This is a genomic window from Quisquiliibacterium sp., from assembly GCF_982640115.1.
The window spans coordinates 1-22,648 of the sequence record NZ_CEXFHW010000043.1; the positions used below are offsets into that span (position 1 = coordinate 1).

The 22,648-nt window shown below is 70.7% G+C and carries 21 protein-coding genes and 1 tRNA gene; 5 read left to right on the plus strand and 17 right to left on the minus strand.

Features of this window, described 5'->3' with window-relative positions; genetic code table 11:
* Positions 1-30: 30 nt before the first annotated feature.
* Entirely contained in the window at positions 31-1,074 is a 1,044-nt protein-coding gene (locus AC2H6A_RS07060; RefSeq protein ID WP_484272447.1) for an aminoglycoside phosphotransferase family protein, read from the minus strand.
* Positions 1,075-1,114: 40 nt separating this feature from the next.
* Between AC2H6A_RS07060 and AC2H6A_RS07065 the strand changes: the two genes are divergently transcribed.
* From AC2H6A_RS07065 to gloA, 4 genes are read left to right on the plus strand one after another with little or no spacing between them, the layout of a single operon-like run.
* Positions 1,115-3,406 carry an LPS-assembly protein LptD gene (locus AC2H6A_RS07065; RefSeq protein WP_484272448.1) on the plus strand — a complete coding sequence of 764 codons (2,292 nt, stop codon included), beginning with the start codon at positions 1,115-1,117 and terminating at the stop codon, positions 3,404-3,406.
* On the plus strand, positions 3,403-4,725 hold the full coding sequence (locus AC2H6A_RS07070; protein ID WP_484272449.1) for a peptidylprolyl isomerase: 1,323 nt from the start codon (positions 3,403-3,405) through the stop codon (positions 4,723-4,725). The genes AC2H6A_RS07065 and AC2H6A_RS07070 overlap by 4 nt, the downstream gene beginning before the upstream one ends.
* A gap of 16 nt (positions 4,726-4,741) precedes the next feature.
* The gene (rsmA, locus tag AC2H6A_RS07075; RefSeq protein WP_484272450.1) at positions 4,742-5,521 is read left to right on the plus strand and encodes a 16S rRNA (adenine(1518)-N(6)/adenine(1519)-N(6))-dimethyltransferase RsmA; all 780 of its coding nucleotides are present in this window, start codon (positions 4,742-4,744) and stop codon (positions 5,519-5,521) included.
* A 33-nt stretch (positions 5,522-5,554) separates the two neighbouring features.
* Positions 5,555-5,956: a lactoylglutathione lyase gene (gene gloA, locus AC2H6A_RS07080; RefSeq protein ID WP_484272451.1), complete on the plus strand. Its 402-nt coding sequence runs from the start codon at positions 5,555-5,557 to the stop codon at positions 5,954-5,956.
* Between the two features lie 80 nt (positions 5,957-6,036).
* Here the strand turns inward: gloA and AC2H6A_RS07085 are convergent, their stop codons facing one another.
* The 14 genes from AC2H6A_RS07085 to AC2H6A_RS07150 all read right to left on the minus strand — a co-directional run bounded on the left by AC2H6A_RS07085 (position 6,037) and on the right by AC2H6A_RS07150 (position 19,893).
* Positions 6,037-6,843: a M48 family metallopeptidase gene (locus AC2H6A_RS07085; RefSeq protein ID WP_484272452.1), complete on the minus strand. Its 807-nt coding sequence runs from the start codon at positions 6,841-6,843 to the stop codon at positions 6,037-6,039.
* Entirely contained in the window at positions 6,840-7,631 is a 792-nt protein-coding gene (locus tag AC2H6A_RS07090) for a lysophospholipid acyltransferase family protein (protein WP_484272453.1), read from the minus strand. Before AC2H6A_RS07090 ends, AC2H6A_RS07085 begins: the two co-directional genes overlap by 4 nt.
* Before the next feature lie 88 nt (positions 7,632-7,719).
* Positions 7,720-8,253, minus strand: coding sequence for a D-glycero-beta-D-manno-heptose 1,7-bisphosphate 7-phosphatase (gene gmhB / locus AC2H6A_RS07095; RefSeq protein WP_484272454.1), 534 nt, complete (start codon positions 8,251-8,253; stop codon positions 7,720-7,722).
* Complete coding sequence (gene glyS, locus AC2H6A_RS07100; RefSeq protein WP_484272455.1) at positions 8,250-10,343, minus strand: glycine--tRNA ligase subunit beta; 2,094 nt, start codon at positions 10,341-10,343, stop codon at positions 8,250-8,252. Before glyS ends, gmhB begins: the two co-directional genes overlap by 4 nt.
* Positions 10,344-11,231 (minus strand): glycine--tRNA ligase subunit alpha, encoded by an 888-nt coding sequence (glyQ, locus tag AC2H6A_RS07105; protein WP_484272456.1) that lies wholly within the window; start codon positions 11,229-11,231, stop codon positions 10,344-10,346.
* Positions 11,232-11,248: 17 nt separating this feature from the next.
* The gene (gene lnt / locus AC2H6A_RS07110) at positions 11,249-12,862 is read right to left on the minus strand and encodes an apolipoprotein N-acyltransferase (protein WP_484272457.1); all 1,614 of its coding nucleotides are present in this window, start codon (positions 12,860-12,862) and stop codon (positions 11,249-11,251) included.
* Positions 12,831-13,718 carry an HlyC/CorC family transporter gene (locus AC2H6A_RS07115; RefSeq protein ID WP_484272458.1) on the minus strand — a complete coding sequence of 296 codons (888 nt, stop codon included), beginning with the start codon at positions 13,716-13,718 and terminating at the stop codon, positions 12,831-12,833. Before AC2H6A_RS07115 ends, lnt begins: the two co-directional genes overlap by 32 nt.
* Positions 13,719-13,772: 54 nt before the next feature.
* Positions 13,773-14,288, minus strand: coding sequence for an rRNA maturation RNase YbeY (ybeY, locus tag AC2H6A_RS07120; RefSeq protein WP_484272459.1), 516 nt, complete (start codon positions 14,286-14,288; stop codon positions 13,773-13,775).
* Positions 14,257-15,258, minus strand: a complete 1,002-nt coding sequence (locus AC2H6A_RS07125; RefSeq protein ID WP_484272460.1) for a PhoH family protein — start codon at positions 15,256-15,258, stop codon at positions 14,257-14,259. The genes ybeY and AC2H6A_RS07125 overlap by 32 nt, the downstream gene beginning before the upstream one ends.
* The gene (gene miaB / locus AC2H6A_RS07130) at positions 15,255-16,589 is read right to left on the minus strand and encodes a tRNA (N6-isopentenyl adenosine(37)-C2)-methylthiotransferase MiaB (RefSeq protein WP_484272461.1); all 1,335 of its coding nucleotides are present in this window, start codon (positions 16,587-16,589) and stop codon (positions 15,255-15,257) included. The genes AC2H6A_RS07125 and miaB overlap by 4 nt, the downstream gene beginning before the upstream one ends.
* Positions 16,590-16,680: 91 nt before the next feature.
* Positions 16,681-17,058: a Zn-ribbon domain-containing OB-fold protein gene (locus tag AC2H6A_RS07135; protein ID WP_484272462.1), complete on the minus strand. Its 378-nt coding sequence runs from the start codon at positions 17,056-17,058 to the stop codon at positions 16,681-16,683.
* Positions 17,055-18,203: a thiolase family protein gene (locus AC2H6A_RS07140; protein WP_484272467.1), complete on the minus strand. Its 1,149-nt coding sequence runs from the start codon at positions 18,201-18,203 to the stop codon at positions 17,055-17,057. Before AC2H6A_RS07140 ends, AC2H6A_RS07135 begins: the two co-directional genes overlap by 4 nt.
* 40 nt (positions 18,204-18,243) lie before the next feature.
* Positions 18,244-18,951: an IclR family transcriptional regulator gene (locus AC2H6A_RS07145; RefSeq protein WP_484272463.1), complete on the minus strand. Its 708-nt coding sequence runs from the start codon at positions 18,949-18,951 to the stop codon at positions 18,244-18,246.
* 516 nt (positions 18,952-19,467) lie between these two features.
* Entirely contained in the window at positions 19,468-19,893 is a 426-nt protein-coding gene (locus AC2H6A_RS07150) for a DUF4148 domain-containing protein (protein ID WP_484272464.1), read from the minus strand.
* A gap of 167 nt (positions 19,894-20,060) precedes the next feature.
* Here AC2H6A_RS07150 and AC2H6A_RS07155 point away from each other — a divergent pair, with 167 nt between their 5' ends.
* The gene (locus AC2H6A_RS07155) at positions 20,061-20,747 is read left to right on the plus strand and encodes a hypothetical protein (protein WP_484272465.1); all 687 of its coding nucleotides are present in this window, start codon (positions 20,061-20,063) and stop codon (positions 20,745-20,747) included.
* Positions 20,748-20,771: 24 nt separating this feature from the next.
* Here the strand turns inward: AC2H6A_RS07155 and AC2H6A_RS07160 are convergent, their stop codons facing one another.
* A complete protein-coding gene (locus AC2H6A_RS07160; RefSeq protein WP_484272466.1) occupies positions 20,772-22,379 on the minus strand; it encodes an AMP-binding protein in 1,608 nt (535 codons plus the stop codon).
* 60 nt (positions 22,380-22,439) lie between these two features.
* A tRNA-Met gene (locus AC2H6A_RS07165) sits at positions 22,440-22,516 on the minus strand.
* Positions 22,517-22,648: the final 132 nt, after the last annotated feature.

Below are 22,648 nucleotides of genomic sequence, written 5' to 3' on the forward strand. Positions count from 1 at the left end.
GCGAGGATCAGGGCGCGCATGGCCCGGGCCCTAGAAGGTGTAGCCGCTGGCGCGCGACTCGCCTTCGACCCGCTCGAGCACCCGCACCAGCGTATCGAGGTCGCGATAGCGGCGCGCGGCCTTGAGCAGGTAGTCGAGCACCAGCGGCATGTCGGCGAGGTAGCGCGGCTTGCCGTCGCGGTGGCACAGCCGCGCGAAGATGCCCAGCACCTTCAGGTGGCGCTGCATGCCCATCCACTCGAACTGGCGGTAAAACTCGCCGAAGTCGTCAGGCACCGGCAGACCGGCGCGCCGGGCCCGCTCCCAGTGGCGGATGCACTGGTCGAGCACGAACGCTTCGGGCCAGGCCTTGTAGGCATCGCGCAGCAGCGAGACCAGGTCGTAGGTGTGGGCGCCGATCACCGCGTCCTGGAAGTCGAGCACGCCGGGGTTGGCCTCACCGGGCAGCAGCATCAGGTTGCGCGAGTGGTAGTCGCGGTGGACGATCACCTGCGGCTGGGCAAGCGCCGAGTCGCTCAGCCGCTGGAAAGCCGACTGGAGGGTCTCCTGCTCGGCGGCGCTCAGCGTGATGCCGCGATGGCGAGCGACATACCACTGCGGGTAGAGATCGAGTTCGCGCATGAGCAGCGCCCGGTCATAGGGGGCGAACACGCCGGGTCGGCTGGCCTGCTGCAGACGCACCAGCGCAGCGCTGGCCTCGCCATAGAGCACGGGCGCGGTGCGCTCGTCGAGCGCCTGCAGGTAGGTGGTGGCGCCGAAGTCATCGAGCAGCAGGAAGCCGCGTTCGAGGTCCTGTGCCAGCACCCGCGGCACGCTCAGCCCGGCCTGGGCCATGACCGACGCGGCATGCACGAAGGGCCGGCAGTCCTCCTGGGGCGGTGGGGCATCCATGGCGATCAGGCTGCCCGCCCGGAGGGTTCCGGCATCGACGCGGAAATAGCGCCGGAAGCTCGCGTCGTCGGAGGCCGGGCGCAGGCTGGCGGGCTGCAGGCCGAGCGTGGCCGGCAGGCTGGCCAGCCACTGGCTCAGGTTGTGCAGACGGGCGTCAGCGGGGGGGGCTTGGTCGGGGCTCATGGGGGCATCGGGCGCTTGTATGATAATCCGACCGCCCGCCATGCCCCATCTTCGCCTTCGAGCCGCCGCTCTGCTCCTGTCCGCCTGCGGCCAGGCGCTGGCTCAGGGCGCAGCCGCCGGCCCTGACGCCAGCGATCTGCCCGCGCCGCGTCTGCGCCTGGAGCCGCGGCTGTCCGAGGCCACGGCCACCGACGATCAGGGCCGCCCGTCGTATGCCACCGCCGATGCCCTCACCGGCCGCATCGATCACGACCTCACCCTGAGCGGTGAGGCCGAGGTCCGGCGGGCTGGCACCGTCATCCGCGCCGAGCGCATCCGCATGCTCGCCCCTGATGACGAGCTGGTGGCGGTGGGCAATGTGCGGGTGGTGCGACAGGGCAGCGTGTTCAGCGGTCCGGCGCTGCAGTTGCGCATGGAGGACTCCACCGGGATCTTCCTGTCACCGTCGTTTGCGCTGGGCCTGCTCGGCGGGCGCGGTCGTGCCGAGCGGCTGGAGTTCCTCGGCGAGGGTCGGGTGGCGCTGCACGATGCGGTGTACACCGGGTGTCGCGCCGAGGATCCCGACTGGTTCGTGCGCGCGCAGCGCCTGGAGATCGACCCGCAGCGCGAGGAGGGCAGCGGCCGCTCGGCGGGCCTGTTCTTTCGCGGCCGGCAGGTGCTGGCCGCCCCGGTGTTCGGCTTTCCGCTGGGTGAGGGGCGTCGCAGCGGCTTTCTGCCACCGAGCTTCTCGTACACCACACGCAGTGGCGCCGAGCTGCTCGCACCCTATTACATCGATATCGCGCCCAACCGCGACCTCACGCTCTACCCGCGGTTCATGACGCTGCGCGGCTTGCAGCTCGGCGCTCAGCTGCGTTATCTCGAGCCGCGGGCCTCGGGCGATCTGCGTGCCGAATTCACGCCGCGTGACACTGCCACCGGCGAGAGCCGGCTCTACTGGAGCGGGTTGCACAACTACGCCAATGTCGGCGGCTGGAGCGGGCAGGTCAATGCCCGCGGCGTGTCTGATGACAACTACTTCGTCGATTACTCGCGCTCCATCCTGGCCAGCTCCGACCGGGTGCTGCCGCGCGACGCCTTGGCCACCCGCAGCTGGCACGACTGGACCGTGCTGCTGCGCGCCACCCGCTATCAGTCGATTCTCGATGCCCGCGCAGCGCCACCCTACGAGCGACTGCCGCAGCTCGCGCTGAGCCGCATCGACCGTGACATCGGCGGCTTCGAATTCGAGCAGCTCTTCGATGCCACCCGCTTTCGCCGGCCGCTCGCCGATTCGGTCGAGGGCAACCGGCTGGTGGCCTATCCGCGGGTTGCCTATCCGGTGATCCGCCCGGGCTGGTTCATCACGCCGCGTGTCGGCGTGCACCTGTCGGCCTATCGCCTGGATCAGGCCGGCGTCGATCCGGTCGCGCTCAATCGCTCGGTGCCGATCGCCTCGCTGGATGCCGGTCTGGTCTTCGAGCGCCCCACCCGACTGTTCGGGCGCGAGCTCACCCAGACGCTCGAGCCTCGCCTCTTCTATGTCCGTTCGCCCTACCGCGACCAGTCGGCCTTCCCGGTGTTCGACACCGGCGTGGCCGACTTCAACTTCGCGCAGCTCTTTTCCGACAACACCTTCGTGGGCAACGACCGTATCGCCGACCAGAACCAGCTCACCACGGCCCTGGTCTCGCGCATGGTCGATCCCGGCTCCGGCGTCGAGTCGGTGAGGCTGGCCTTCGGGCAGCGCACCTATTTCTCGGAGCAGCGGGTGGCCATCCCCGGGGTGGCGCCGCGCACCGATCCGCACTCCGACATCCTGCTGGCGGGCTCGGCGGTGCTCGGCGGCGGCATGAGCCTGGACGCCGGTCTGCAGTACAGCGTGCGTGATTCGTCGGTGCCGCGGGTGAACCTGCTCTGGCGCTACCTGCCCGCCGATGGCCGCATCTTCAATGCCGGCGTGCGCTATCTGCGCGACGAGCTCGGCCAGGTCGACACCTCGTGGCGCTGGCCGGTCAGCCCCGGCTGGATGGCGCTCGGACGGGTCAACTATTCCTGGCTGCGCAAGCGCACCGACCCCAGCACCCTCGCGGTCATCGATGCCCAGCCAGGCATCATCGAGGCGATCGCCGGTTTCGAGCGCAACGCCGACTGCTGGACCCTGCGCTTCGTGCTGCAGCGCTTCGTCACCGCGGCCGGGGTGTCCACGAGCACCTTCTTCATCCAGCTCGAGCTGGCGGGGCTGGCGCGGATCGGCTCCGATCCGTTTGATATATTGCGCCGGAACATCCCTGGCTACCGTCTGCCCGCAGACCGTCCCAGCCTTCCCTCCAGATACTTCGGATACGAATGAAGTCCAGCCTGCGTCTGCTGACCATTGCGCTTGCCTGGGCCGTTGCCGCGCTGGCCGTCGCGCAGCCGGCCGCGCCCTCGCGGTCGGCCACCGAGATCGACCGGGTGATCGCGGTGGTGAACACCGATGTGATCACCGAACTCGAGCTCAGCGCGCGGCTGCAGACCGTCGAACGCCAGTTGCGTCAGCGCCGCATCGAGGTGCCGCCCGCCGACGAGCTGCGTCGCCAGGTGCTGGAGCGCCTGATCTCCGACCGGGCGGTGGCGCAGGCTGCGCGCGAGGCCGGTCTGCGGGTCGATGACGCCCAGCTCGACCGGGCGATCGCCCGCCTGGCCGAAGAGAACCGCCTGACCCCCACCCAGCTGCGCATTCAGGTCGAGCGCGACGGCCAGTCGTTCTCGCGCTTCCGGGAAGATATCCGCGACGAGATCCTCATGGCCAGGCTGCGCGAGCGCGAGGTCGATGCGCGGCTGGTGGTGAGCGAGGCCGACATCGATGCCTTCCTGTCCGAGCAGCGGCAGGCGGGCAGGGTCGCGCCCGAATACCGCATCGCCCACATCCTGCTGCGGGTGCCCGAAGGTGCCAGCGCGGCCCAGATCGAGCGGCAGCGGCTGCGCGGCGAGGAGCTGCTGCGCCAGGTCGAGCGCGGCGGCGATTTCGCCCGGCTCTCCGCGGCCTTCTCCGACGCCCCCGAGGCCATGAGCGGTGGCGCCCTCGGGTGGCGCTCCGCCGATCGCCTGCCGGCGATGTTCCTCGAGGCGATCGAGCGATTGAACCCCGGCCAGGTTTCGGGTCTGCTGCGCAGCCCCAACGGGTTTCATGTGCTGCGCCTGGAGGAACGGCGCACCGGCCAGGCGCCCGGGCTGCTCGGCGAGCCGGTGCTGCAGACCCGCGCGCGCCACATCCTCATGCGCCCCACCGATGCCCTGCCGCAGGAAGATGTGCTGCGCCGCTTGCGCGAAGTCCGCGACCGTGTGCTCACTGGCCGGGTGGAGTTCACCGATATGGCCCGCCAGTACTCCATCGACGGCACCGCCAGTCGCGGCGGCGATCTCGGCTGGCTGCACCCCGGTGATACCGTGCCGGCCTTCGAGAAGGCCATGAGCGAACTCAAGCCCGGCGAGGTCAGCGAACCGGTGCGATCCGAGTTCGGCTTCCACCTCATCCAGGTGCTCGAGCGGCGCACCGAGGTCGCGTCCGCCGATCGGCAACGGCAGGCGGCCCGCATGGCCGTCCGCGAGCGCCTCATCGAGGAACAGACCCAGGACTGGCTGCGCCAGGTGCGCGACCGCGCCTTCGTCGAATACCGCGACCGCTGAGCCGCCCGGCCAACCGGTGAAGCCCGTCGTCGCCCGCAAGCGATTCGGCCAGCACTTCCTGGTTGATCGCGGCATCATCGAGGCAATCGTCGCGGCGGTGGCCCCCCGTGCGGGCGATTGCCTGGTGGAGATCGGTCCGGGCGATGCCGCCCTCACCGGGCCGCTGCTCGAGTGCGCCGGCCAGCTGACCGCGATCGAGATCGACCGCGATCTCGCCGCCCGGCTGCGCAGGCGCTTCGGATCGCGGCTCACGCTCATCGAGGGTGACGCGCTGGCAGTCGACCTCGGGCCGCTCGCGGCGGCGGGGCCGCTGCGCCTGGTCGGCAACCTGCCCTACAACATCTCCAGCCCGCTGCTGGTGCGGCTCATCACCTGGCACGACCGTGTGCTCGACCAGCACTTCATGCTGCAAAAGGAGGTGGTCGACCGCATCGTGGCGCCGCCGGGCTGCGCGGCCTACGGCCGGCTGGGGGTGCTGCTGCAGGCCTGCTACCAGGTCGAGTCGCTGATCGAGGTGCCGCCTGCGGCCTTCGATCCGCCGCCGCGCGTGGACTCGGCGGTGATCCGCATGCTGCCCCTGCGCGAGGCCGCCGAAGTGCCACTGGCCGAGCTCTCGGCGCTGCTGGCAGCGGGTTTCGGCCAGCGCCGCAAGATGCTGCGCGGCACGCTGCTGCCCTGGCTCGCGCAGCGCGGCATCACCGATCCGGGTCTGCCGCCCACGGCACGCGCCGAGGAGATTCCGGTGGCCGACTGGGTGGCGCTGGCGCGCCGCCTGAAGGCCGTGGCGGCGGGTTAACATCGTCGCTTTCCCGACACGAGCGGCCACGACATGAAACTGCTTCACACCATGCTGCGGGTGGGCGACCTGCAGCGCTCCATCGACTTCTACACCGGCGCGCTCGGCATGAACCTGCTGCGCACCACCGACCGTCCCGAGCAGAAGTACTCGCTGGCCTTCGTGGCCTATGGCCGCGGCAATGCCGATGGTCACGCCGAGATCGAGCTCACCTACAACCACGGCGTGGCCGAGTACGAACTCGGCGGCGCCTATGGCCACATCGCCATCGGCGTCGATGATGTGGCCGCCACCTGCGAGCGGGTGCGCCAGGCCGGCGGACGAGTCACCCGCGAGGCAGGACCGGTGAAGGGTGGCACCACCGTGATCGCGTTCCTCGAGGATCCCGATCACTACAAGGTCGAGCTCATCCAGACCAGCACCCGCAGCGTCTGAGCGGGCGCGGCCGGCCTTGCCGCCGGCTGTTCATGCATCGCGCCGTCGGGCCGCCCGCTGCCCGCGCGGGGCCGGTGGGCTCAGCGCTCGCCGCCGTCCGGAAAGCCGCGCAGCCACTCGCGCGCGTGCTGCCAGTCGGGAAAGAGTTCGCCCAGCGCGCTCCAGAAGCGCGGCCCGTGATTCATCTCGCGCAGGTGCGCGAGCTCGTGCGCGATCACGTAGTCGATGATTTCGGGCGGGAAGTGCATCAGCCGCCAGTTCAGGCGGATGGAGCCATCGGCGGCGCAGCTGCCCCAGCGGGTGCGCGCCGAGGAAAGCGCCCAGCGGCGTGGGCTGACGCCGTGCTCGCGGGAGAAGTGCGCGATGCGCTCGGCGAAGTGCTCGCGTGCACGCTGCTGCAGCCAGCCCTGGGCGAGGTCGCGCAGCTGCTCGCTGCCGGCATCGGGCGGCAGGCCCAGCTGCAGCGCCATGCCCAGCCGTTGCGGCTTGCCGCGGTGGCCGGCCAGCACCTGCAGGATGAGGTTCTCGCCCAGGAAAGGCATCAGGCCACCGTCCTGCCACTGAATGGCCATGCGCTCGCGGCGCCGCGAGTAGTCACGCCATTCGACCAGCTTGCGCAGCACCCAGTTGGCCCGCTCGGCGAGCGCCGCGTCGATCTCCTCCTGCGGCACCCAGCGCGGCGCTGTCACCGACAGGCCGCGATCGTCGATCACGAAACCGATGGTGCGGCGACGCGAGCGCCGCAGCTCGTACTCGACGAACTCGCCGCCCAGGCGCGCCACCCGCCTTCCGGCGCGCTGCACTGCCGGTGGATGGTGGGGTTCGAACAGCGGCAGCGTGAGCTGCAGCGCCGCGTCGGCAAGTTCGCGCAGCTTGCGCAGCGTCATGCCGGCGGGTTCCCCACGTGCTGGCCGGCGGGTTCGAGTGCGCGCACGCGCGCGGAGGCCGGTTCGTGCGCGTAGGCCTGTGGCGTGATGCGCCGCATCTCGGCCTCGATCCAGGCCTCGACATCGGTCATGACGGCATCGGGGCTGCGGCCTGTGGTCTGGATGAGCGGCCCCACCGACACCGTGACCGTGCCCGGCTTCTTCAGGAAGGCACGGCGCGGCCAGAAGTCGCCGGAGTTCATGGCGATGGGGATCACCGGCACGCCGGTGCGCACCGCGAGGCGTGTGCCGCCGCTGCGGTAGCGGCCCTGCGACCCGGCGCGGGTGCGGGTGCCCTCGGGGAACATGATGATCCAGCGGCCTTCGGCCAGCTTGCGGCTGCCCTGCGTGACCACCTCCTCGAAGGCGTCGCGGCTGCGCGAGCGGTTGATGTGAATCATGTCGAGCAGCCAGATGCCCCAGCCGAAGAAGGGCAGGAACAGCAGCTCGCGCTTGAAGACGAAGCACAGTTCACGCGGCAGATGCGAGACGTAGTAGAGCGTCTCCCAGGTGGACTGGTGCTTGGAGAGCACGATGGCCGGACCGTCAGGAAAGTTTTCGGCACCGATCAGCCGATGGTCGATGCCGAGCAGGACCTTCGCACCCCACACGATCAGTCGGGGCCAGCCGACCGTGATGCGGTAGCGCAGCGGGCGGGGCAGCGGCGCGCACAGCAGGCACAGCACGCTCATCGGGATGACGGTGACGATCTGCAGCAGCGTGAAGGCGATCGACCGCAGGTACGGCATCAGGGTCTCCGGAAATGGGCGCATGCCGTGGCGCGGCCCGCGGCAATGATGTTGGACGCTCGGGTCCTTGTCCAGCGCACCTGCAGACTCATGGGGCCAGTTCCCGCGCCACCGCCATCAGGTTGGCGCGCACCGTGGTGCCCTCCGGCAGCGAGCCGGCGCGCAGCGTGTCGGCACCGTTGCCGGTGAGCACCAGCACCGGCCGCGCACCCGCGGCCTGGGCGGCCTGCAGGTCGCGCAGCGAGTCGCCGACCATCACCATGTCGGTTGGCTCGACGGCGAAGCGGCGCGCGATCTCGTGCAGCATGCCGGGACGCGGCTTGCGGCAGCCGCATTGCATCTCAGGCGCATGAGGGCAGAAGAAGATCGCGTCGAGATGCCCGCCCGCGGCGGCAACCGCGGCCGTCATGCGCGAATGGATCGCGCTCAGCGTGGCCATGTCGAACAGGCCGCGACCCACGCCGGCCTGGTTGGTGGCCACCGCCACCCGCCAGCCGCCCTTGCGCAGTCGGGCGATCGCCTCGAGGCTGCCCGGCAACGGACGCCATTCCGTCGGGCTCTTGATGTAGGCGCTGCTGTCGTGATTGATCACGCCATCGCGGTCGAGAACCACGAGCTTCATGTGGACAGTCGGGAGATGTCGGCGACGCGGTTCATCAGGGTGTGCAGTCCGCCGAGCAGGCACAACCGGTTGGCCCGCACCGCGGGGTCGTCGGCCATGACCATCACCTGTTCGAAGAAGCGGTCGACCGCCTCGCGCGAACGCGCCATGACGGTGAGCGCGCCGGTGTAGTCGTGCGCCGCCATCAGCCGGTTGACCTCGGGTGCGAGCGCGGCGAGTTCGCCGGCCAGCGCCTGCTCGGCCGGGTCGGTGAGCAGCGCAGTCTGCAGGCTGGCAGACGCGGTCTCGCCCGACTTGCGCAGGATGTTGCCGATCCGCTTGTTGGCTGCCGCCAGCGCCTGCGCCTGGGGCAGGGCGCTGAAGGCCCGTACGGCGGCCAGCCGCTGCGGGACGCGGGCGAGGTCGTCAGGCCGCTGGTCGATGACCGCAGCAACCTCCTGCGGGCTGTGACCGCGATCGCGCAGCCAGCCCGCCAGGCGCTCGAGGATGAACTCGGCGAGCGCAGGCCGGCCTGCGGCGGCGCCGGGCTCGAAGGCGGCGAAGGCGGTGTCGAGCAGCCACGACAAGGGCAGCGCGAGTTCGCGCTCGATCAGCATGCGGATGACCCCGAGCGCGTGCCGGCGCAGTGCGAACGGGTCGCGGTCACCGGTGGGCTGCTGGCCGATGCCGAACAGGCCGGTGAGGGTCTCGAGCTTGTCGGCCAGCGCCAGCACGGTGCCGGTGGTGCTGGCGGGCAGCGCGTCGCCGGCGAAGCGCGGCTGGTAGTGCTCGACGATGGCCTGCGCCACCTCGGGTGCCTCGCCGTCGTGACGCGCGTAGTAGGCGCCCATCACGCCCTGCAGCTCGGGGAACTCGCCCACCATGCCGGTGAGCAGGTCGGTCTTGGCGAGCATTGCGGCCCGTTCGGCGTGCCCGACATCGGCACCGAGCCGTGCGGCGATCGCTGCCGCGATGCGCTGCACCCGCGCCATGCGCTGCGCCTGCGTGCCGAGCCTGGCGTGGTAGACCACCGAGCCCAGCGCGGCCACCCGATCGGCCAGCGGCGTGCGGCGATCCTGCTGGTAGAAGAAGCGGGCATCGGCCAGGCGCGGGCGCACCACCCGCTCGTTGCCGTCGATGATCAGCGAGGGATCGTCGATGGCCATGTTCGAGACGATCAGGAACTTCGGCAGCAGCCGACCGCTGTCGTCGAAGAGCGGGAAGTACTTCTGGTTGGTGCGCATGGTGAGGATGAGGCACTCCTGCGGCACCTGCAGGAACTCGGCCTCGAAGCCGCCCACGTACACCGCCGGCCATTCGACGAGCGCGGTCACTTCCTCGAGAAGGCTTTCGACCTGCGCGGCATCGCCCATCGAGGCGCCCAGCGAGCGGGCCTCGGTCTGGAGCAGGGCGAGGATGCGGGCGCGTCGCGTGTCGAAGTCGGGCAAGACCCGGCCCTGGCGCTCGAGCACATGGGCCCAGGACGCAGCATCGGGGATGCGCAGTTCGCCGGCGCTCTGGAAGCGGTGGCCGAAGGTGGCGCGGCCCGAGCTCAGGCCGAGCACCGAGGCCGGCACCACCTGTTCGCCGTGCAGCACCACCAGACGATGCGCGGGGCGCACGAAGCTGACGTTGGTGCGGCCATCGGCGAGCTGGTACTCCATGACTTTTGGGATGGGCAGGCGACCCAGCGCGTGTGCGAGCAGGGCGTCGATGCAGCCGGCCAGGGTCTCGCCCGGCTGCTCGCTGGCATGGAAGAAGCATTCCTGCTTGCCGTCGGAGGCGCGGGTGAGGGCCGCCGGATCGGCGCCCACCTTCTGCGCCCACTTGAGCAGCGCCTGGGTGGGCTGGCCCTGGTCATCGAGGCCGACCTTCACCGAAGGCCCCTTGACCTCGACACGGCGCGGCGGCGCCTCATGCAGCACGCCCTCGACGCGCACGGCGAGCCGGCGCGGCGAACTGAAGGCGCGGTGCTCGCCCGCCGGGGCGCTCAGGCCGCGTGTGCGCAGGCCTTCGACGATCGCGGTGGCGAAGGCCTCGCCCAGGCGGCGCAAGGCCTTGGGCGGCAGCTCTTCGGTGAAGAGCTCGATCAGCAGCGGACGGGCGCTCATTCAGGCCACCTGCCCGGTGCGCGCGAGCATGGGAAAACCCAGCCGCTCGCGCGAATCGTGATAGGCCTGCGCAACCGCCCGCGCCAGTTGCCGCACCCGGCCGATGTAGGCCGCACGCTCGGTGACCGAGATCGCCCCGCGGGCGTCGAGCAGATTGAAGGTGTGGGAGCACTTCATGACCATCTCGTAGGCGGGCAGGGCCAGCGGCACGGCGATCAGGCGCTGCGCCTCGGCCTCGTATTCATCGAAGTGGCGGAACAGCATCGCGGCGTTGGCGTGCTCGAAGTTGTAGGTGGACTGCTCGACCTCGTTCTGGTGGAAGACATCGCGGTAGCTCACGCCCTCGGTCCAGGTCAGGTCGTAGATGCTCTGCACCCGTTGCAGGTACATGGCCAGGCGCTCGATGCCATAGGTGATCTCGCCGGTGACCGGCTGGCACTTGAGCGAACCGACCTCCTGGAAATAGGTGAACTGCGTGACCTCCATGCCGTTGAGCCAGACCTCCCAGCCCAGGCCCCACGCGCCCAGCGTGGGCGATTCCCAGTCGTCCTCGACGAAGCGGATGTCGTTGCGCTGCGGATCGATGCCCAGTGCCTGCAGCGAGCCGAGATACAGGTCGAGGATGTCGGGCGGCGACGGTTTGAGCACCACCTGGTACTGGTAGTAGTGCTGCAGCCGGTTGGGGTTGTCGCCATAGCGGCCGTCCTTGGGGCGGCGCGAGGGCTGCACGTATGCGGCCCGCCAGGGCTCGGGACCGATCGCCCTCAGGAAGGTGGCGGTGTGAAAGGTGCCCGCCCCCACCTCCATGTCATAGGGCTGCAGCAGGGCGCAGCCCTGGCGGTCCCAGTACTCCTGGAGCCTGAGGATGACTTGCTGGAAGGTGAGCATGGCGGTCCCGGATGAGGTCAGCCCGCGATTTTACTGGAAGGCTTCGTCGCGTCCGTCGCCCCGGCTCTGCGCAGCCCCAGCGATGTTGCGAGCAGGCCGGCCGCCAGCAGCAGCACGGGAAGGTTGCCCAGTCGCGCGTAGGGCGTGAGCCCGGCGGTGGCCTGCACCTGCGTGTCGATCACGCCCGCCTGCAGGTTGGGCAGGCGCGCCAGAACCTGCCCGCGATGATCGATGAGCGCGGTGACGCCGGTATTGGTGGCGCGCAGCATCGGCCGGCCGGTCTCGAGTGCGCGCATGCGCGAGATCTGCAGGTGCTGCGACAGCGCGTGCGAATCACCGAACCAGCCGAGGTTGCTCATGTTCACCAGCATCCCTGCCGACACCGGTGCGCGAACCTGCTCGGCGATCTCCTCGCCGAACAGGTCCTCGTAGCAGATGTTGGCGGCGATGCGCTGGCCGTCGACGAGGAAGGGCGGCTGCGGCGGCGCACCCCGGCCGAAGCTGCCCAGCGGTATGTTCATCAATCGCACGAACCATCCGAAGCCCCAGGGGATGAACTCGCCGAAGGGCACGAGGTGCTGCTTGTCGTAGCGCGAACCCGGTCCGCCGCCTGCCATCAGCAGCGCGCTGTTGCTCACCCGTGGAGCCGCGCCCGGTACCGGGTCGACGATGGGCACGCCCAGCAGCAGCGCGCCGCCATTCGCGCGCAGACCCTCGAGCACCGTGTCGGCGATCTCGGGCGGGGTATGGGTCCAGGGCACCACCCAGGCGGTCTCGGGCAGCACGGTCAGGCGGGCTCGACTCGTGGCCACCTGGTCGGCGTACCACCGCATGGCCCGCACGGCGCCCTGCGGATCGAACTTCATCGACTGGGCGATGCTGCCCTGGACCAGCCGAACGCTCAGCGGCTCGCCTGCGGCCTGCGTGAAGCGAAGCTCGCCGAGTGCGAGACCGGTCAGCAGCGTCATGGCGGCCACGATGGCCGGGGCGCGCCAGCCGCGGTTGCGCCGACCGAGCGCGCCAAGCGTGAGCAGTGCGGCCACCCCCGCCGCGGCCAGCCCCACGCCGTAGACGCCCACCAGTGGCGCGAGTCCGCCGAGCGGCCCGTCGATGTGGGCATAGCCGATCGACAGCCACGGAAACCCGGTGAAGACCCAGCCGCGCGCTGCCTCGGCCAGTGTCCAGGCCCCGGCCACGCCGGCCACCCAGCCCCATCCGGGGCGGTCGTGGGCGAGCATCAGCGCGAGCGCCGGCCACAGGGCGAGATAGGCGCAGAAGAGCAGCAGCGCGAGCGCCGCCAGCAGCCAGGGCATGCCGCCATGGTCGTGCATGCTGACATGCAGCCAGCACAGACCGACCGCGAAGTGCCCCATGGCGAACGCGAAGCCGCTCAGGCCTGCCTGCCGTCGGCTTGCGGCGCCCGCAGCCAGCCACAGGCCCACGGCGAAGCTGAGGATCTGCGCCGGCCAGGCCAGGGGGCCCGGCAGGAACGACAGGGTGAGGGCATGGGCCGCCCCGGCCGCCGCTGCCGCCAGCGCGCGGCGGCCAACCCGGTGACGCGCGGAGCCCGGGCCGATGGCGACCGGCGGCGTGCTCGGGTCAGCGGCCGGCGTCGACGGCGGCCGCGGCATCGGCGATCGCGGTGCTCAGCCGTTCGGCCAGCAGCAGATGGGCCTGTCGCGCATCGGCGCGCAGCACCTCGAAGCGGAAGCCCTCGAGCGTGACGAGATCACCGCGGCGCGGCACCCGGCCGAGCTGCGCGGTGAGCAGCCCGCCGATGGTGTCGAGCTCCTGCTGCGACAGGTGGGTGCCGAAGTGCCGATTGAAGGCCTCGATCTCGGTGTCGGCGCGCAGCCGGAAGCGGGGGCCGTCATGGCCCTCGCCGGCGGGGGTGATGGCATCGGCCGAGGGCTCGGCGTCGAACTCGTCCCGGATCTCGCCCACGATCTGCTCGAGCACATCCTCGATGGTGACCAGACCGGCCACCGAACCGTACTCGTCGACCACGATCGCGAGGTGGCTGCGGGTGGCGCGGAACTCGCGCAGCAGCACATTCAGCCGCTTGGATTCCGGGATGAACACCGCCGGGCGCAGCAGCGCGCGCAGCGGCGGCGGTTCGGCGCCGAACAGCCTGAGCAGGCTCTTGGCGTGCAGGGTGCCCAGCACATTGTCGAGATCGCCGTCGATCACCGGGAAACGCGAGCGCGCGGTGCTGATGACCTGGGGCAGGAACTGCGCCGGCGTCTGCGCGATGTCGATCACATCCATGCGGGCGCGCGGCACCATGATGTCACCGGCACACAGTTCGGCCACCTGGAGCACGCCCTCGATCATCGAGAGCGCGTCGTCATCGAGCAGTTCGCGTTCGTGGGCGCCGCGCAGCAGACTCAGGAGCTGCTCCCGGTCATCGGGCGCGCGCAGCAGCAGCGTGGACAGTCGTTCGAGCAGCGAGCGCCTTGGCTCGCCCCCCGACGGAGCATCGGACATCGATGGAACCGGAGGTTGCGAAGCGGCCAGCATACCCGATGGCCGCGGCAGCGCTCAATCCGGCGCGCGACGGGCGCCTGTGGCAGGCCGCGCGAGGTAGGGGTCGGGGATGCGCAGCCGGCGCAGGAGCGCCGTCTCGAGGGCCTCCATGCGCGCCGCTTCGCCGGGGGTCTGGTGGTCGTGCCCCTGGGCGTGCAGCACACCGTGGATCACCAGATGCGCGAGATGGTGGTCGAAGGGCTTGCGCTGTGCGCGGGCCTGCTCGCGCACCACCGGTATGCAGATCACGATGTCGGCGGCGCAGGCCGCGCCGGCATCACCCGGCGCCGGCGGGTAGGTGAAGGTGAGGACATTGGGTGCGTAGTCCCGGCCGCGGAACGTGCGGTTCAGCGCGATCGCCTCGGCGCGGGCGCTGAAGCGCAGGGTCAGTTGCGCGTCGGCGGCCAGGGCGAGCCGCACCCAGCGGCGAAGCCGGGCCGGCGCCACCGGCCAGTCGGGCACCCGCGGGCCGCGCTGCAGCCCGAGCGCGAGCGCCGGCTCAACTGCCGCTGCCGGCACGCTCGTAGGCATCCACAATGCGCGCGACCAGCGGATGGCGCACCACATCGCTGCTGTCGAACCGGGTGAAGGCGATGCCGCGCACATCACGCAGCACATTCACCGCCTCGACCAGTCCGCAGGCCTGGCCGCGCGGCAGGTCGACCTGGGTGGTGTCGCCGGTGACCACCGCGCGCGAGCCGAAGCCGATGCGGGTGAGGAACATCTTCATCTGCTCGGGCGTGGTGTTCTGGGCCTCGTCCAGGATGATGAAGGCATGGTTGAGGGTGCGCCCCCGCATGTAGGCGAGCGGCGCGATCTCGATCGCCTGCTTCTCGAACATCCGGGCGGTGCGCTCGAAGCCGAGCAGGTCGTAGAGCGCGTCGTAGAGCGGCCGCAGATAGGGATCGACCTTCTGCGCGAGATCGCCCGGCAGGAAGCCCAGGCGCTCGCCGGCCTCCACGGCCGGGCGGGTGAGCACGATGCGCTTGACCGCGTCGCGCTCGAGCGCATCGACCGCACAGGCCACCGCGAGGTAGGTCTTGCCGGTGCCCGCCGGCCCGACGCCGAAGGTGATGTCGTGCGAGAGGATGTGGCGCAGATATTCGCGCTGCCGCGGTGTACGACCCTGCAGGTCGGCGCGACGGGTGTGCAGCACCGGGGTGTCCGCCTCGTCAGGCGTGGCGGTGAGGGTGGCAGCGCCGGCATCGGTGCGGGCGCCAGCCCGCAGCTCGACCAGGCCGAGCTGGATCTCGTCGATCGACAATGCGCGCTGCGCCAGCCCGTGGAAGTGTTCGAGCGCAGCCCGGGCAGCTCGCGCCGAGGCCGGCGCACCCTCGATCAGGAAGTGCTCGCCGCGTCGCTGGATGCGCGTGTCGAAGGCCTCGGCGATCTGGCGCAGGTGGGCGTCGAGCGGCCCGCAGAGATTGGCCAGCCGCTGGGTGTCGGAGTCGGCCGGGCGGTATTCCAGCGCCTTGCCGCGGGCGCCGGCGGCACCGCTCATGCCGGCCGTTGCACGGCGTTGCCGCGCAGGGAATGGGGCAGGGCGGCGACGATCTCGAGCTCGATGAAGTGGCCGATCAGCCGGGGCTGGCCCGGGAAGTTGACCACGCGATTGTTGGCGGTGCGCCCGGAGAGCTCGCTGCCGTCCTTGCGGGCGTGACCTTCCACCAGCACCCGCTGGCGGGTGCCGACCATCGCCTGGCTGATGGCACGGGCATGGGCCTCGATGCGTGCCTGCAGGGTCTGAAGCCGCTGCAGCTTCACCGGGGCCGGGGTGTCGTCGGCAAGATCGGCCGCCGGCGTGCCCGGCCGCGGACTGTAGATGAACGAGAACGAGGCATCGAAGCCCACCTCGTCGATCAGGGCGAGGGTCCGGGCAAAGTCCTCGTCGGTCTCGCCGGGAAAGCCCACGATGAAGTCGGTGCTGATCGAAACCTGCGGGCGCGCAGCCCGCAGCCGCCGGATGATCGACTTGTACTCGAGCGCGGTGTAGCCGCGCTTCATGGCGGCAAGGATGCGGTCGGAGCCCGACTGCACCGGCAGGTGGACATGGTCGGCGAGTGCGTCGATGCGGCCATGGGCCTCGATCAGCCGCGGCGAGAATTCGCGCGGATGCGAGGTGGTGTAGCGGATGCGTCCGATCCCCGGCACGCCGGCCACGCAATCGAGCAGCAGCGCGAAGTCGGCGGGCTCGCCGTCGTCCATCAGCCCGCGCCAGGCGTTCACGTTCTGGCCAAGCAGGGTCACCTCGCGCACGCCCTGAGCCGCCAGGCTGGCGACCTCCACCAGCACATCGTCGAGTGGCCGCGAGACCTCCTCGCCGCGGGTGTAGGGCACGACGCAGAAGCTGCAGTACTTGCTGCAGCCCTCCATGATGGACACGAAGGCGCTCGCCCCTTCCACGCGCGGCGGCGGCAGGTGGTCGAATTTCTCGATCTCGGGGAAGCTGATGTCCACCTGGGGGCGGCCGGAGCGACGCCGTGCCTCGATCAGCGCCGGCAGCCGGTGCAGTGTCTGCGGCCCGAAGACCACATCGACATACGGCGCGCGCGCGACGATCGCCGCGCCCTCCTGGCTGGCCACGCAGCCGCCCACGCCCACGATCAGCCCGGGCCGCTCGCGTTTGAGCGCGCGCACCCGGCCCAGGTCGGAGAACACCTTCTCCTCGGCCTTCTCGCGCACCGAGCAGGTATTGAACAGGATGATGTCGGCCTGCCCGGGATCGTCGGTGCGCTCCAGCGGGCCCTGTTCGCCGAGCACATCGGCCATGCGGGCCGAGTCGTACTCGTTCATCTGGCAGCCGAAGGTCTTGATGTAGAGCTTGCGCGTCATGGCGGGGCCGCGGCCCGGAGGGGTTCGGATGCGCCGCAGTATATCGGTCGGGCCGCGCGCGACCGGGCGCAGCCTGCCGGCCCGACCGGGTTCAGCCCGGCCCGAGCGGTGCGAAGTGCGGTACCCGCTGGCCGGCGGCCTCGTCGACCCGACCGCTGACCCGCTGGCCGATGACCAGACCCGCAGCGCCATGGCCCATCAGCCGGGTGCCTTCATCGAGATCGACCAGCACCAGGGTGTAGGGCACCAAGGCCCGCCAGGCATCGGCCGGCGCGCGCCGCACCTCGGTGACGGCGGCCACCGTGCCGGTGCCGGCGCAGTCGTGCCAGCGCAGATCGGTGCTGCCGCAGGCCGGGCAGGCGTGTCGGGCCAGACGCTGGGCCTGGCCGCAGCCGGCACAGCGCTGGTAGCGCAGCACCCCGGCGGCGAGGCCCTCGGCGTAGGGACGCGACAGGCGCGACACGCTCATGGGCGGGCCTCCAGCACCAGGCTGACATGGGCCGAAAGCACCCCGCCGTCGGCATGGAGCAGACAGCGGCGGCGCGCATCGAGCTGACGGGCGCCGGCGCGTCGGGCAAGTTGCCGCCAGGCCTCGGCGATGTGCGCCATGCCGCCGGCGGCGCCGGAGTGGCCGAAGGAGAGCAGGCCACCGTGGGTGTTCAGGGGCAGCGCGCCACGGGTCCCGAAAACCCCCTCGCGAACCCGCTCGGCGCTGGCGCCACGCGGACACAGGCCGATCTCCTCGAGCAGGATGGCCAGCGTGATGGTGAAGGAGTCGTAGATGGCGAGCAGGTCGAGATCGGCCAGCCCCATGCCGGCCTGGCCGAGCGCGCGTCTTGCCGAGGCTGCGGCGCCAAGGTCGTCGAGCTGATCGACCGCGCTCAGGTGCTGGTGATGGTGGGCCTGGCCGGCACCGGTAATCGCCACCGGCAGTCCGTCGCCGCGCCCCGGGTCGGCGCTGATGACCAGCGCGACCGCGCCGTCGGAGATCGGACAGCAGTCGAGCAGCTTCAGGGGCGAGGCGATCGGCTTGGAGGCGAGCACATCGGCCACGCTGATCGGGGCGGTGAGCTGCGCGTCGGGGTGGCTCGCGGCGTGGCGGCGCATCAGCACCGCGAACTCGGCGAGGTCGGTCTCGGTCAGCCCGTACCGGTGCATGTACTGCGAGGCGAGCAGGGCGTAGTAGGCGGGCACCGAACCCCCGTTGGGCACCTCGAAGTCGGCGTCGCCGACCTGGGCCAGGGTCTGGATGGCGTCATCGCGGGTCTGGCCGCTGGCGCGGTTCTCGCCGGCCACCACCAGCACCCGGCGAACCCGGCCGAGACGGACCAGGTCGCTGGCCAGCATCACCATGCCGGCGCCGGTGGCGCCGCCCATCTGCATGCCGTGGGCGTAGGCGGGCCGGATGCCCAGGCGCTCGCTCACCAGGCTGGCCAGCATCAGGTGCGGCAAGGTGGTGGCGTAGCCGCAGAGCACGGCGTCGATCTCGCCACGGGCGAGACCTGACTCGCGCAGCGCGCCCTCGGCGGCCTGCGCCATGAGGTCGATGGCGCCAAGGCCATCGTGACGGCCGAAGCGGGTGTTGCCGGCACCGGCGATGTAGGCGGGGTTCAGAGCGGTCTCGGCGCGGGCATGCCGGCAGGTGGGTGCGCGGTCACAGGCTGCTCTGGCGCAGGTAGGTGCGGCAGGCCGCGGCCTCGCGCAGCAGCGCCTCGGAGAGTGCCGCCTCGCGCCCGATGATGCGTTCGCTCAGCGCGGCGATACTGATGGCGGCACTTGGGCGGCCGTCTTCGGAAAGGATGGGCACTGCGATGCCGCCCATGCGCGGCACCACCACATCGACCAGCATGACATAGCCGCGGCGCCGGGCGTCCTCGATGGAACGGCGCAGCAGCGCCGGGCTGAGCAGCGGGTAATTCACGAGTCGGTCGGCGATGAACGGCATCAGCGCGTCGATCTCTTCGTCGGGCAGCCAGGCGAGCAGCGCCAGGCTGCCCGCGCCCACGCCGAGCGGGCGCCGGCTGCCCACCTCGAGATAGTTGGCACGGATGGCGAAGCTGCCCTGGTGCACATCGACCGCGACCGACTCGGCGCCCCGCGGCACCGACAGGATGGCGGTGTCTTCGAAGGTACGCACCAGCTGGATGAGGCTGGGCCGGACCTTGGCGCGCGGGTCGCTGCGCGACATGGCGGCCGCACCCAGCGCGAAGATCTCGGGGCCGAGGCTGTAACGCTTGTTCTCGGGGTCGCGATTGACGAAGCCGTGCCGCGCGAGCACATCGAGCAGGCGCAGGGTGGTCGCCTTGTCCTGGCCGGCGGCTTGCGCGATGTCGGTCAGACGGGCATTGCGGGCGTCGGACATGGCCCGCAGGATCAGGCAGGCTTTCTGCACCGAAGAGGGCGCGCCGCCGCCTTCGGGACCGCTGGATCGGACTCCCCTGGGCATGGTTGGGATGACTGCTCGTGAACGCGAATGCGGCCGATCCTAGGTTTGGGGCCATGGAGCGTCAAGCGAACTGGACAGCGCCTCATTTCATTCGCCGAACGCGTCATGTCGAACGCTGCGCTCACTCGGAAAGCGGGCCTTTCCCGGCTGTCGAAGACCCCTGGATCGAGACGCGCGCAGATGCCGTGCCGGCGCTGGTTGAAACCCTTTCCTGGTCGTCGTCAGCATCGTCGCGGATGGCCCCGGGGATCTGTGCTTCGCCGATCGGCAGCGCGTCCGGTGCGTCGGTCAGGAGCGGCGGCTGCGATGCGTCCTCATCGCGCGTCGTCGACCGTTGCGGGCCGGACGCCGCCGTCGCCGGCGGGGCCGAAGCGGCGCGGCCCCGGCGCGATCGTGCGTCGGGGCCCGGGGCGGCGAGACGCCGCCATCGGGTCATCGCGGCTTGACCTCCACATAGGCATCCTTCTCGAGATCCCAGCGATGGGTCTTCAGGAAGGCGGCGGTCTCGCGTCGGACTTCTGCGCGTGAGAGCTTGGAGATGTCGCGCGGCGGGCCCGAGATCGGCTCCCAGCGGGAGGCCTCCTCGTTCCAGCGGTTGCCCTTCATGAAGCTGTTGCGGGCGGCGCGGATCTCCTCGCGCGACTTCACCCCTTCGGGCGGGCGAAAGCCGGGCTTGAGCACCCAGTTGCCGGCTTCCTCGTCCCAGACATGGCTCCGGATGAATTCCTTCTGCTCGATACGCACTTCGGCGCGGGTCTTGGGGGCGGGCTGGGCGTCGCTGCTCTGGGCACCCACGGGGCCGATCAGCCCCAGGCTGCAGATCGCTGCGGTGATGACGCTGCGTCCCATCTTGCGCATGCTGGTTCTCCTTGGCGGGCACGGCGCCGACGGACTGCCGGCGCGCAGGTCATTGTCGGCAGGGGCCGCGCCGGGGGTGATGAGCCGGGTCAAGGAAGGCGCGCGGCAACGCGCGCGTCGGGTATCGTTGCGCCTTTCCGCCCCATCCCATCGCTGTCAGGCCCCGGATGCGCATCGAGGAAGCCCGCTGGATCGAACAGGCCCTGCATGGCCATGTGCTGGGCGCGCCGCCCTCGGGCACGGCCGCGGTTGCCATCAACCTGGGCAGCGGGCCGCGCCGCATGCGCGAGGTGAACAAGCCCCATGTCCATCGCCAGACCATCCTGCCGCTGCAGCAGGCAGGCTGGCAGGTGGTGCACAGCGACCTCGAAGCGGCCGACGGGGTGGACATCGCCGGCGATCTCTTCGATCCCGGGCTGCAGGCCCGGCTTCGCGCGATGTCCCCGGGCCTGGTGATGTTCTGCAATGTGATCGAACATCTGCCGCCGCGGCTGCTGCCCGGTCTGCCGGCGGCGCTCGATGCCCTCGTGCCGCCGGGCGGCCTGCTGCTGGTGGCCGCGCCGCATTCCTACCCCTATCACGCTGACCCGATCGACAATCTGCACCGACCTTCCCCGGCGCAGATCGCAGCGCTCTTCCCGGACTACCAGCCGGTGGCGCAGGCGATCGTCGACAGTGAGAGCTATGGCGCGGAGTTCCGGCGCGGCGGCCTGTCACGGCAGGTGCGGCGCCTGCTGCGCTTGCTGGTGCCCTTCGTCCGTCCGCGGCGCTGGCTCTCGCACGCCCACCGGATGTTCTGGCTGGCCCGTCCGTACCGGCACTCCCTGGTGCTGCTGCGCAAGCCTTCAGCCTGACGTGGCTGCTTTCGTGCCCGCGGATCAGCCCGAGAGCCGATCGCGGCGCACCACCACCCCGGCGGCCTCGCGGTCCCAGGTGTCGGCGGTGACGCCGGCACTGCGGATCAGGTGCTTCTGCACCTTCTGCGTGGGGGTCTTGGGCAGGTCGTCCATCACCCGCACATAGCGGGGCACCATGAAGTGGGCCATGCGCTCGCGCAGGAAGCCGATCAGCTCGGCCGGGTCGAGGGTGCGGCCCTCGCCGAGCGACACCGCCACCAGCACCTCGTCCTCGGCCACCTCGCTGGGCACCGCGACCGCGGCTGCCTCGCGCACCGCCGGGTGGGCCAGCACCTCCGACTCCACCTCGAAGGACGAGATGTTCTCGCCGCGGCGCCGGATCGCGTCCTTCATGCGGTCGACGAAGAAGAAGTTCCCGGCCTCATCGCGCCGGAAGGCGTCGCCGGTGTGGAACCAGCCGTTGCGCCAGGCCCGCGCGGTGGCCTCCGGGTTGCGGTAGTAGCCGGAGTTCATCGCCCAGGGGGTGTCGGTGCGCACGATCAGCTCGCCCACCGCCCCCACGGGCACCTCGCAGTCATTGGCATCGACCAGACGCACCTCCACGCCGGGTCGTGGCCCGCCGCAGCTGCCCGCCAGCGTGGGGTTCAGGTCGGACACCAGCGGGCAGGACACCTCGGTCATGTTGAAGGTGGTCACGATGTCCACCCCGAAGCGCCGGCCGAATGCCATGCCGTCCTCGTCGAGCGGCACCGCGAGGGCCCAGCGAAGCGTGGATCGGGCCGGGGCCTCGTCGCGAGGGCGCTTCACCACGAAGCCGGCCATCACGCCCAGCAGGATCAGCGAGGTGGTGCCGGTGCGCTCGATCAGCGGCCAGAAGTCCTCGGTGCGGAAGGAGCCGGCCAGCACGAAGCTCGCCCCCAGCCGCAGCATCAGATAGATCGGGATGGTGCTGCCGGCATGAAAGAGCGGCAGCGGCACCAGGTGCCGGTCATCGGCGCGGGCTGGCGCAAAGCCGTGACCGGACTCGTGCAGCTGCAGGTAGGAGGTCATCACCCCCTTGGAGGGACCGGTGGTGCCGGATGTGAAGATGATGCACTGGGTGTCCCAGGGCGCGATGGCACGGGCGAGGGCGAGATCCACGGCAGGCTCGCCATCGAGCGCCTCGCGGCCAAGCAGCCGCAGCCCGTCGAGCGCCTCGCCGTGGCCGCCCTGCGCCACCACCAGCGTCTCCAGGCGCGACAGGCCGATGCCCTTCAGCCTCGGCAGCAGTTCGGCATGCACGAGCCCCAGGCGCGCATCGGCCACCGAGATCGCATGCTCGAGCACGCCGCCGCGATAGGCGGTGTTGATCGGCACATAGACCGCACCCAGCCAGTTGATCGCGAACCAGCTGAGCAGGCATTCCGGGCCGTTGGGCAGCCACACCAGGACATGGTCGCCCTGGGCCACGCCCAGCGTGCGCAGCCCACGGGCCCGTTCGCAGACCTTCTCGTGCATCTGACGGTAGGTCCACTGCTCGCCGTTCTCGAACACGACGAAGACCTTGTCCGGCTGGCGTTCTGCCCAGTGCTCGAGCATCGGCCGCAGGACGCACTGCTCGGGGGGCGGGATGCGGCGGTCGGTGCTCATGCTCGGATGCCCCAAAGAAAAAGCCCGCAGGACCAGGGTTCCTGCGGGCTTGTTCGGTACTGGTGGCGCATCAGGGACTCGAACCCCGGACCTGCGGATTATGATTCCGTCGCTCTAACCAACTGAGCTAATGCGCCGAAGGGAGCGGAGTCTATCGGAGCGGCGTCCGGCTTGTCAAAGCGGCAGGGCCGAGGGGGCCGGCGGAAATCGCACGGTGAACACCGCGCCCACGCCGATACGCGGCGCCCATCCGGCTGCGCCGGGGGCGA

What these genes read in the sequence shown, in the direction of transcription:
- AC2H6A_RS07060 (WP_484272447.1), bottom strand. Translation starts at nt 1,074, where the DNA reads ATGAGCCCCGACCAAGCCCCCCCCGCTGACGCCCGTCTGCACAACCTG.
- AC2H6A_RS07065 (WP_484272448.1), top strand. Translation starts at nt 1,115, where the DNA reads ATGCCCCATCTTCGCCTTCGAGCCGCCGCTCTGCTCCTGTCCGCCTGC.
- AC2H6A_RS07070 (WP_484272449.1), top strand. Translation starts at nt 3,403, where the DNA reads ATGAAGTCCAGCCTGCGTCTGCTGACCATTGCGCTTGCCTGGGCCGTT.
- gloA (WP_484272451.1), top strand. Translation starts at nt 5,555, where the DNA reads ATGAAACTGCTTCACACCATGCTGCGGGTGGGCGACCTGCAGCGCTCC.
- AC2H6A_RS07085 (WP_484272452.1), bottom strand. Translation starts at nt 6,843, where the DNA reads ATGACGCTGCGCAAGCTGCGCGAACTTGCCGACGCGGCGCTGCAGCTC.
- AC2H6A_RS07090 (WP_484272453.1), bottom strand. Translation starts at nt 7,631, where the DNA reads ATGCCGTACCTGCGGTCGATCGCCTTCACGCTGCTGCAGATCGTCACC.
- gmhB (WP_484272454.1), bottom strand. Translation starts at nt 8,253, where the DNA reads ATGAAGCTCGTGGTTCTCGACCGCGATGGCGTGATCAATCACGACAGC.
- glyS (WP_484272455.1), bottom strand. Translation starts at nt 10,343, where the DNA reads ATGAGCGCCCGTCCGCTGCTGATCGAGCTCTTCACCGAAGAGCTGCCG.
- glyQ (WP_484272456.1), bottom strand. Translation starts at nt 11,231, where the DNA reads ATGCTCACCTTCCAGCAAGTCATCCTCAGGCTCCAGGAGTACTGGGAC.
- lnt (WP_484272457.1), bottom strand. Translation starts at nt 12,862, where the DNA reads ATGCCGCGGCCGCCGTCGACGCCGGCCGCTGACCCGAGCACGCCGCCG.
- AC2H6A_RS07115 (WP_484272458.1), bottom strand. Translation starts at nt 13,718, where the DNA reads ATGTCCGATGCTCCGTCGGGGGGCGAGCCAAGGCGCTCGCTGCTCGAA.
- ybeY (WP_484272459.1), bottom strand. Translation starts at nt 14,288, where the DNA reads ATGCCTACGAGCGTGCCGGCAGCGGCAGTTGAGCCGGCGCTCGCGCTC.
- AC2H6A_RS07125 (WP_484272460.1), bottom strand. Translation starts at nt 15,258, where the DNA reads ATGAGCGGTGCCGCCGGCGCCCGCGGCAAGGCGCTGGAATACCGCCCG.
- miaB (WP_484272461.1), bottom strand. Translation starts at nt 16,589, where the DNA reads ATGACGCGCAAGCTCTACATCAAGACCTTCGGCTGCCAGATGAACGAG.
- AC2H6A_RS07135 (WP_484272462.1), bottom strand. Translation starts at nt 17,058, where the DNA reads ATGAGCGTGTCGCGCCTGTCGCGTCCCTACGCCGAGGGCCTCGCCGCC.
- AC2H6A_RS07145 (WP_484272463.1), bottom strand. Translation starts at nt 18,951, where the DNA reads ATGTCCGACGCCCGCAATGCCCGTCTGACCGACATCGCGCAAGCCGCC.
- AC2H6A_RS07150 (WP_484272464.1), bottom strand. Translation starts at nt 19,893, where the DNA reads ATGCGCAAGATGGGACGCAGCGTCATCACCGCAGCGATCTGCAGCCTG.
- AC2H6A_RS07155 (WP_484272465.1), top strand. Translation starts at nt 20,061, where the DNA reads ATGCGCATCGAGGAAGCCCGCTGGATCGAACAGGCCCTGCATGGCCAT.
- AC2H6A_RS07160 (WP_484272466.1), bottom strand. Translation starts at nt 22,379, where the DNA reads ATGAGCACCGACCGCCGCATCCCGCCCCCCGAGCAGTGCGTCCTGCGG.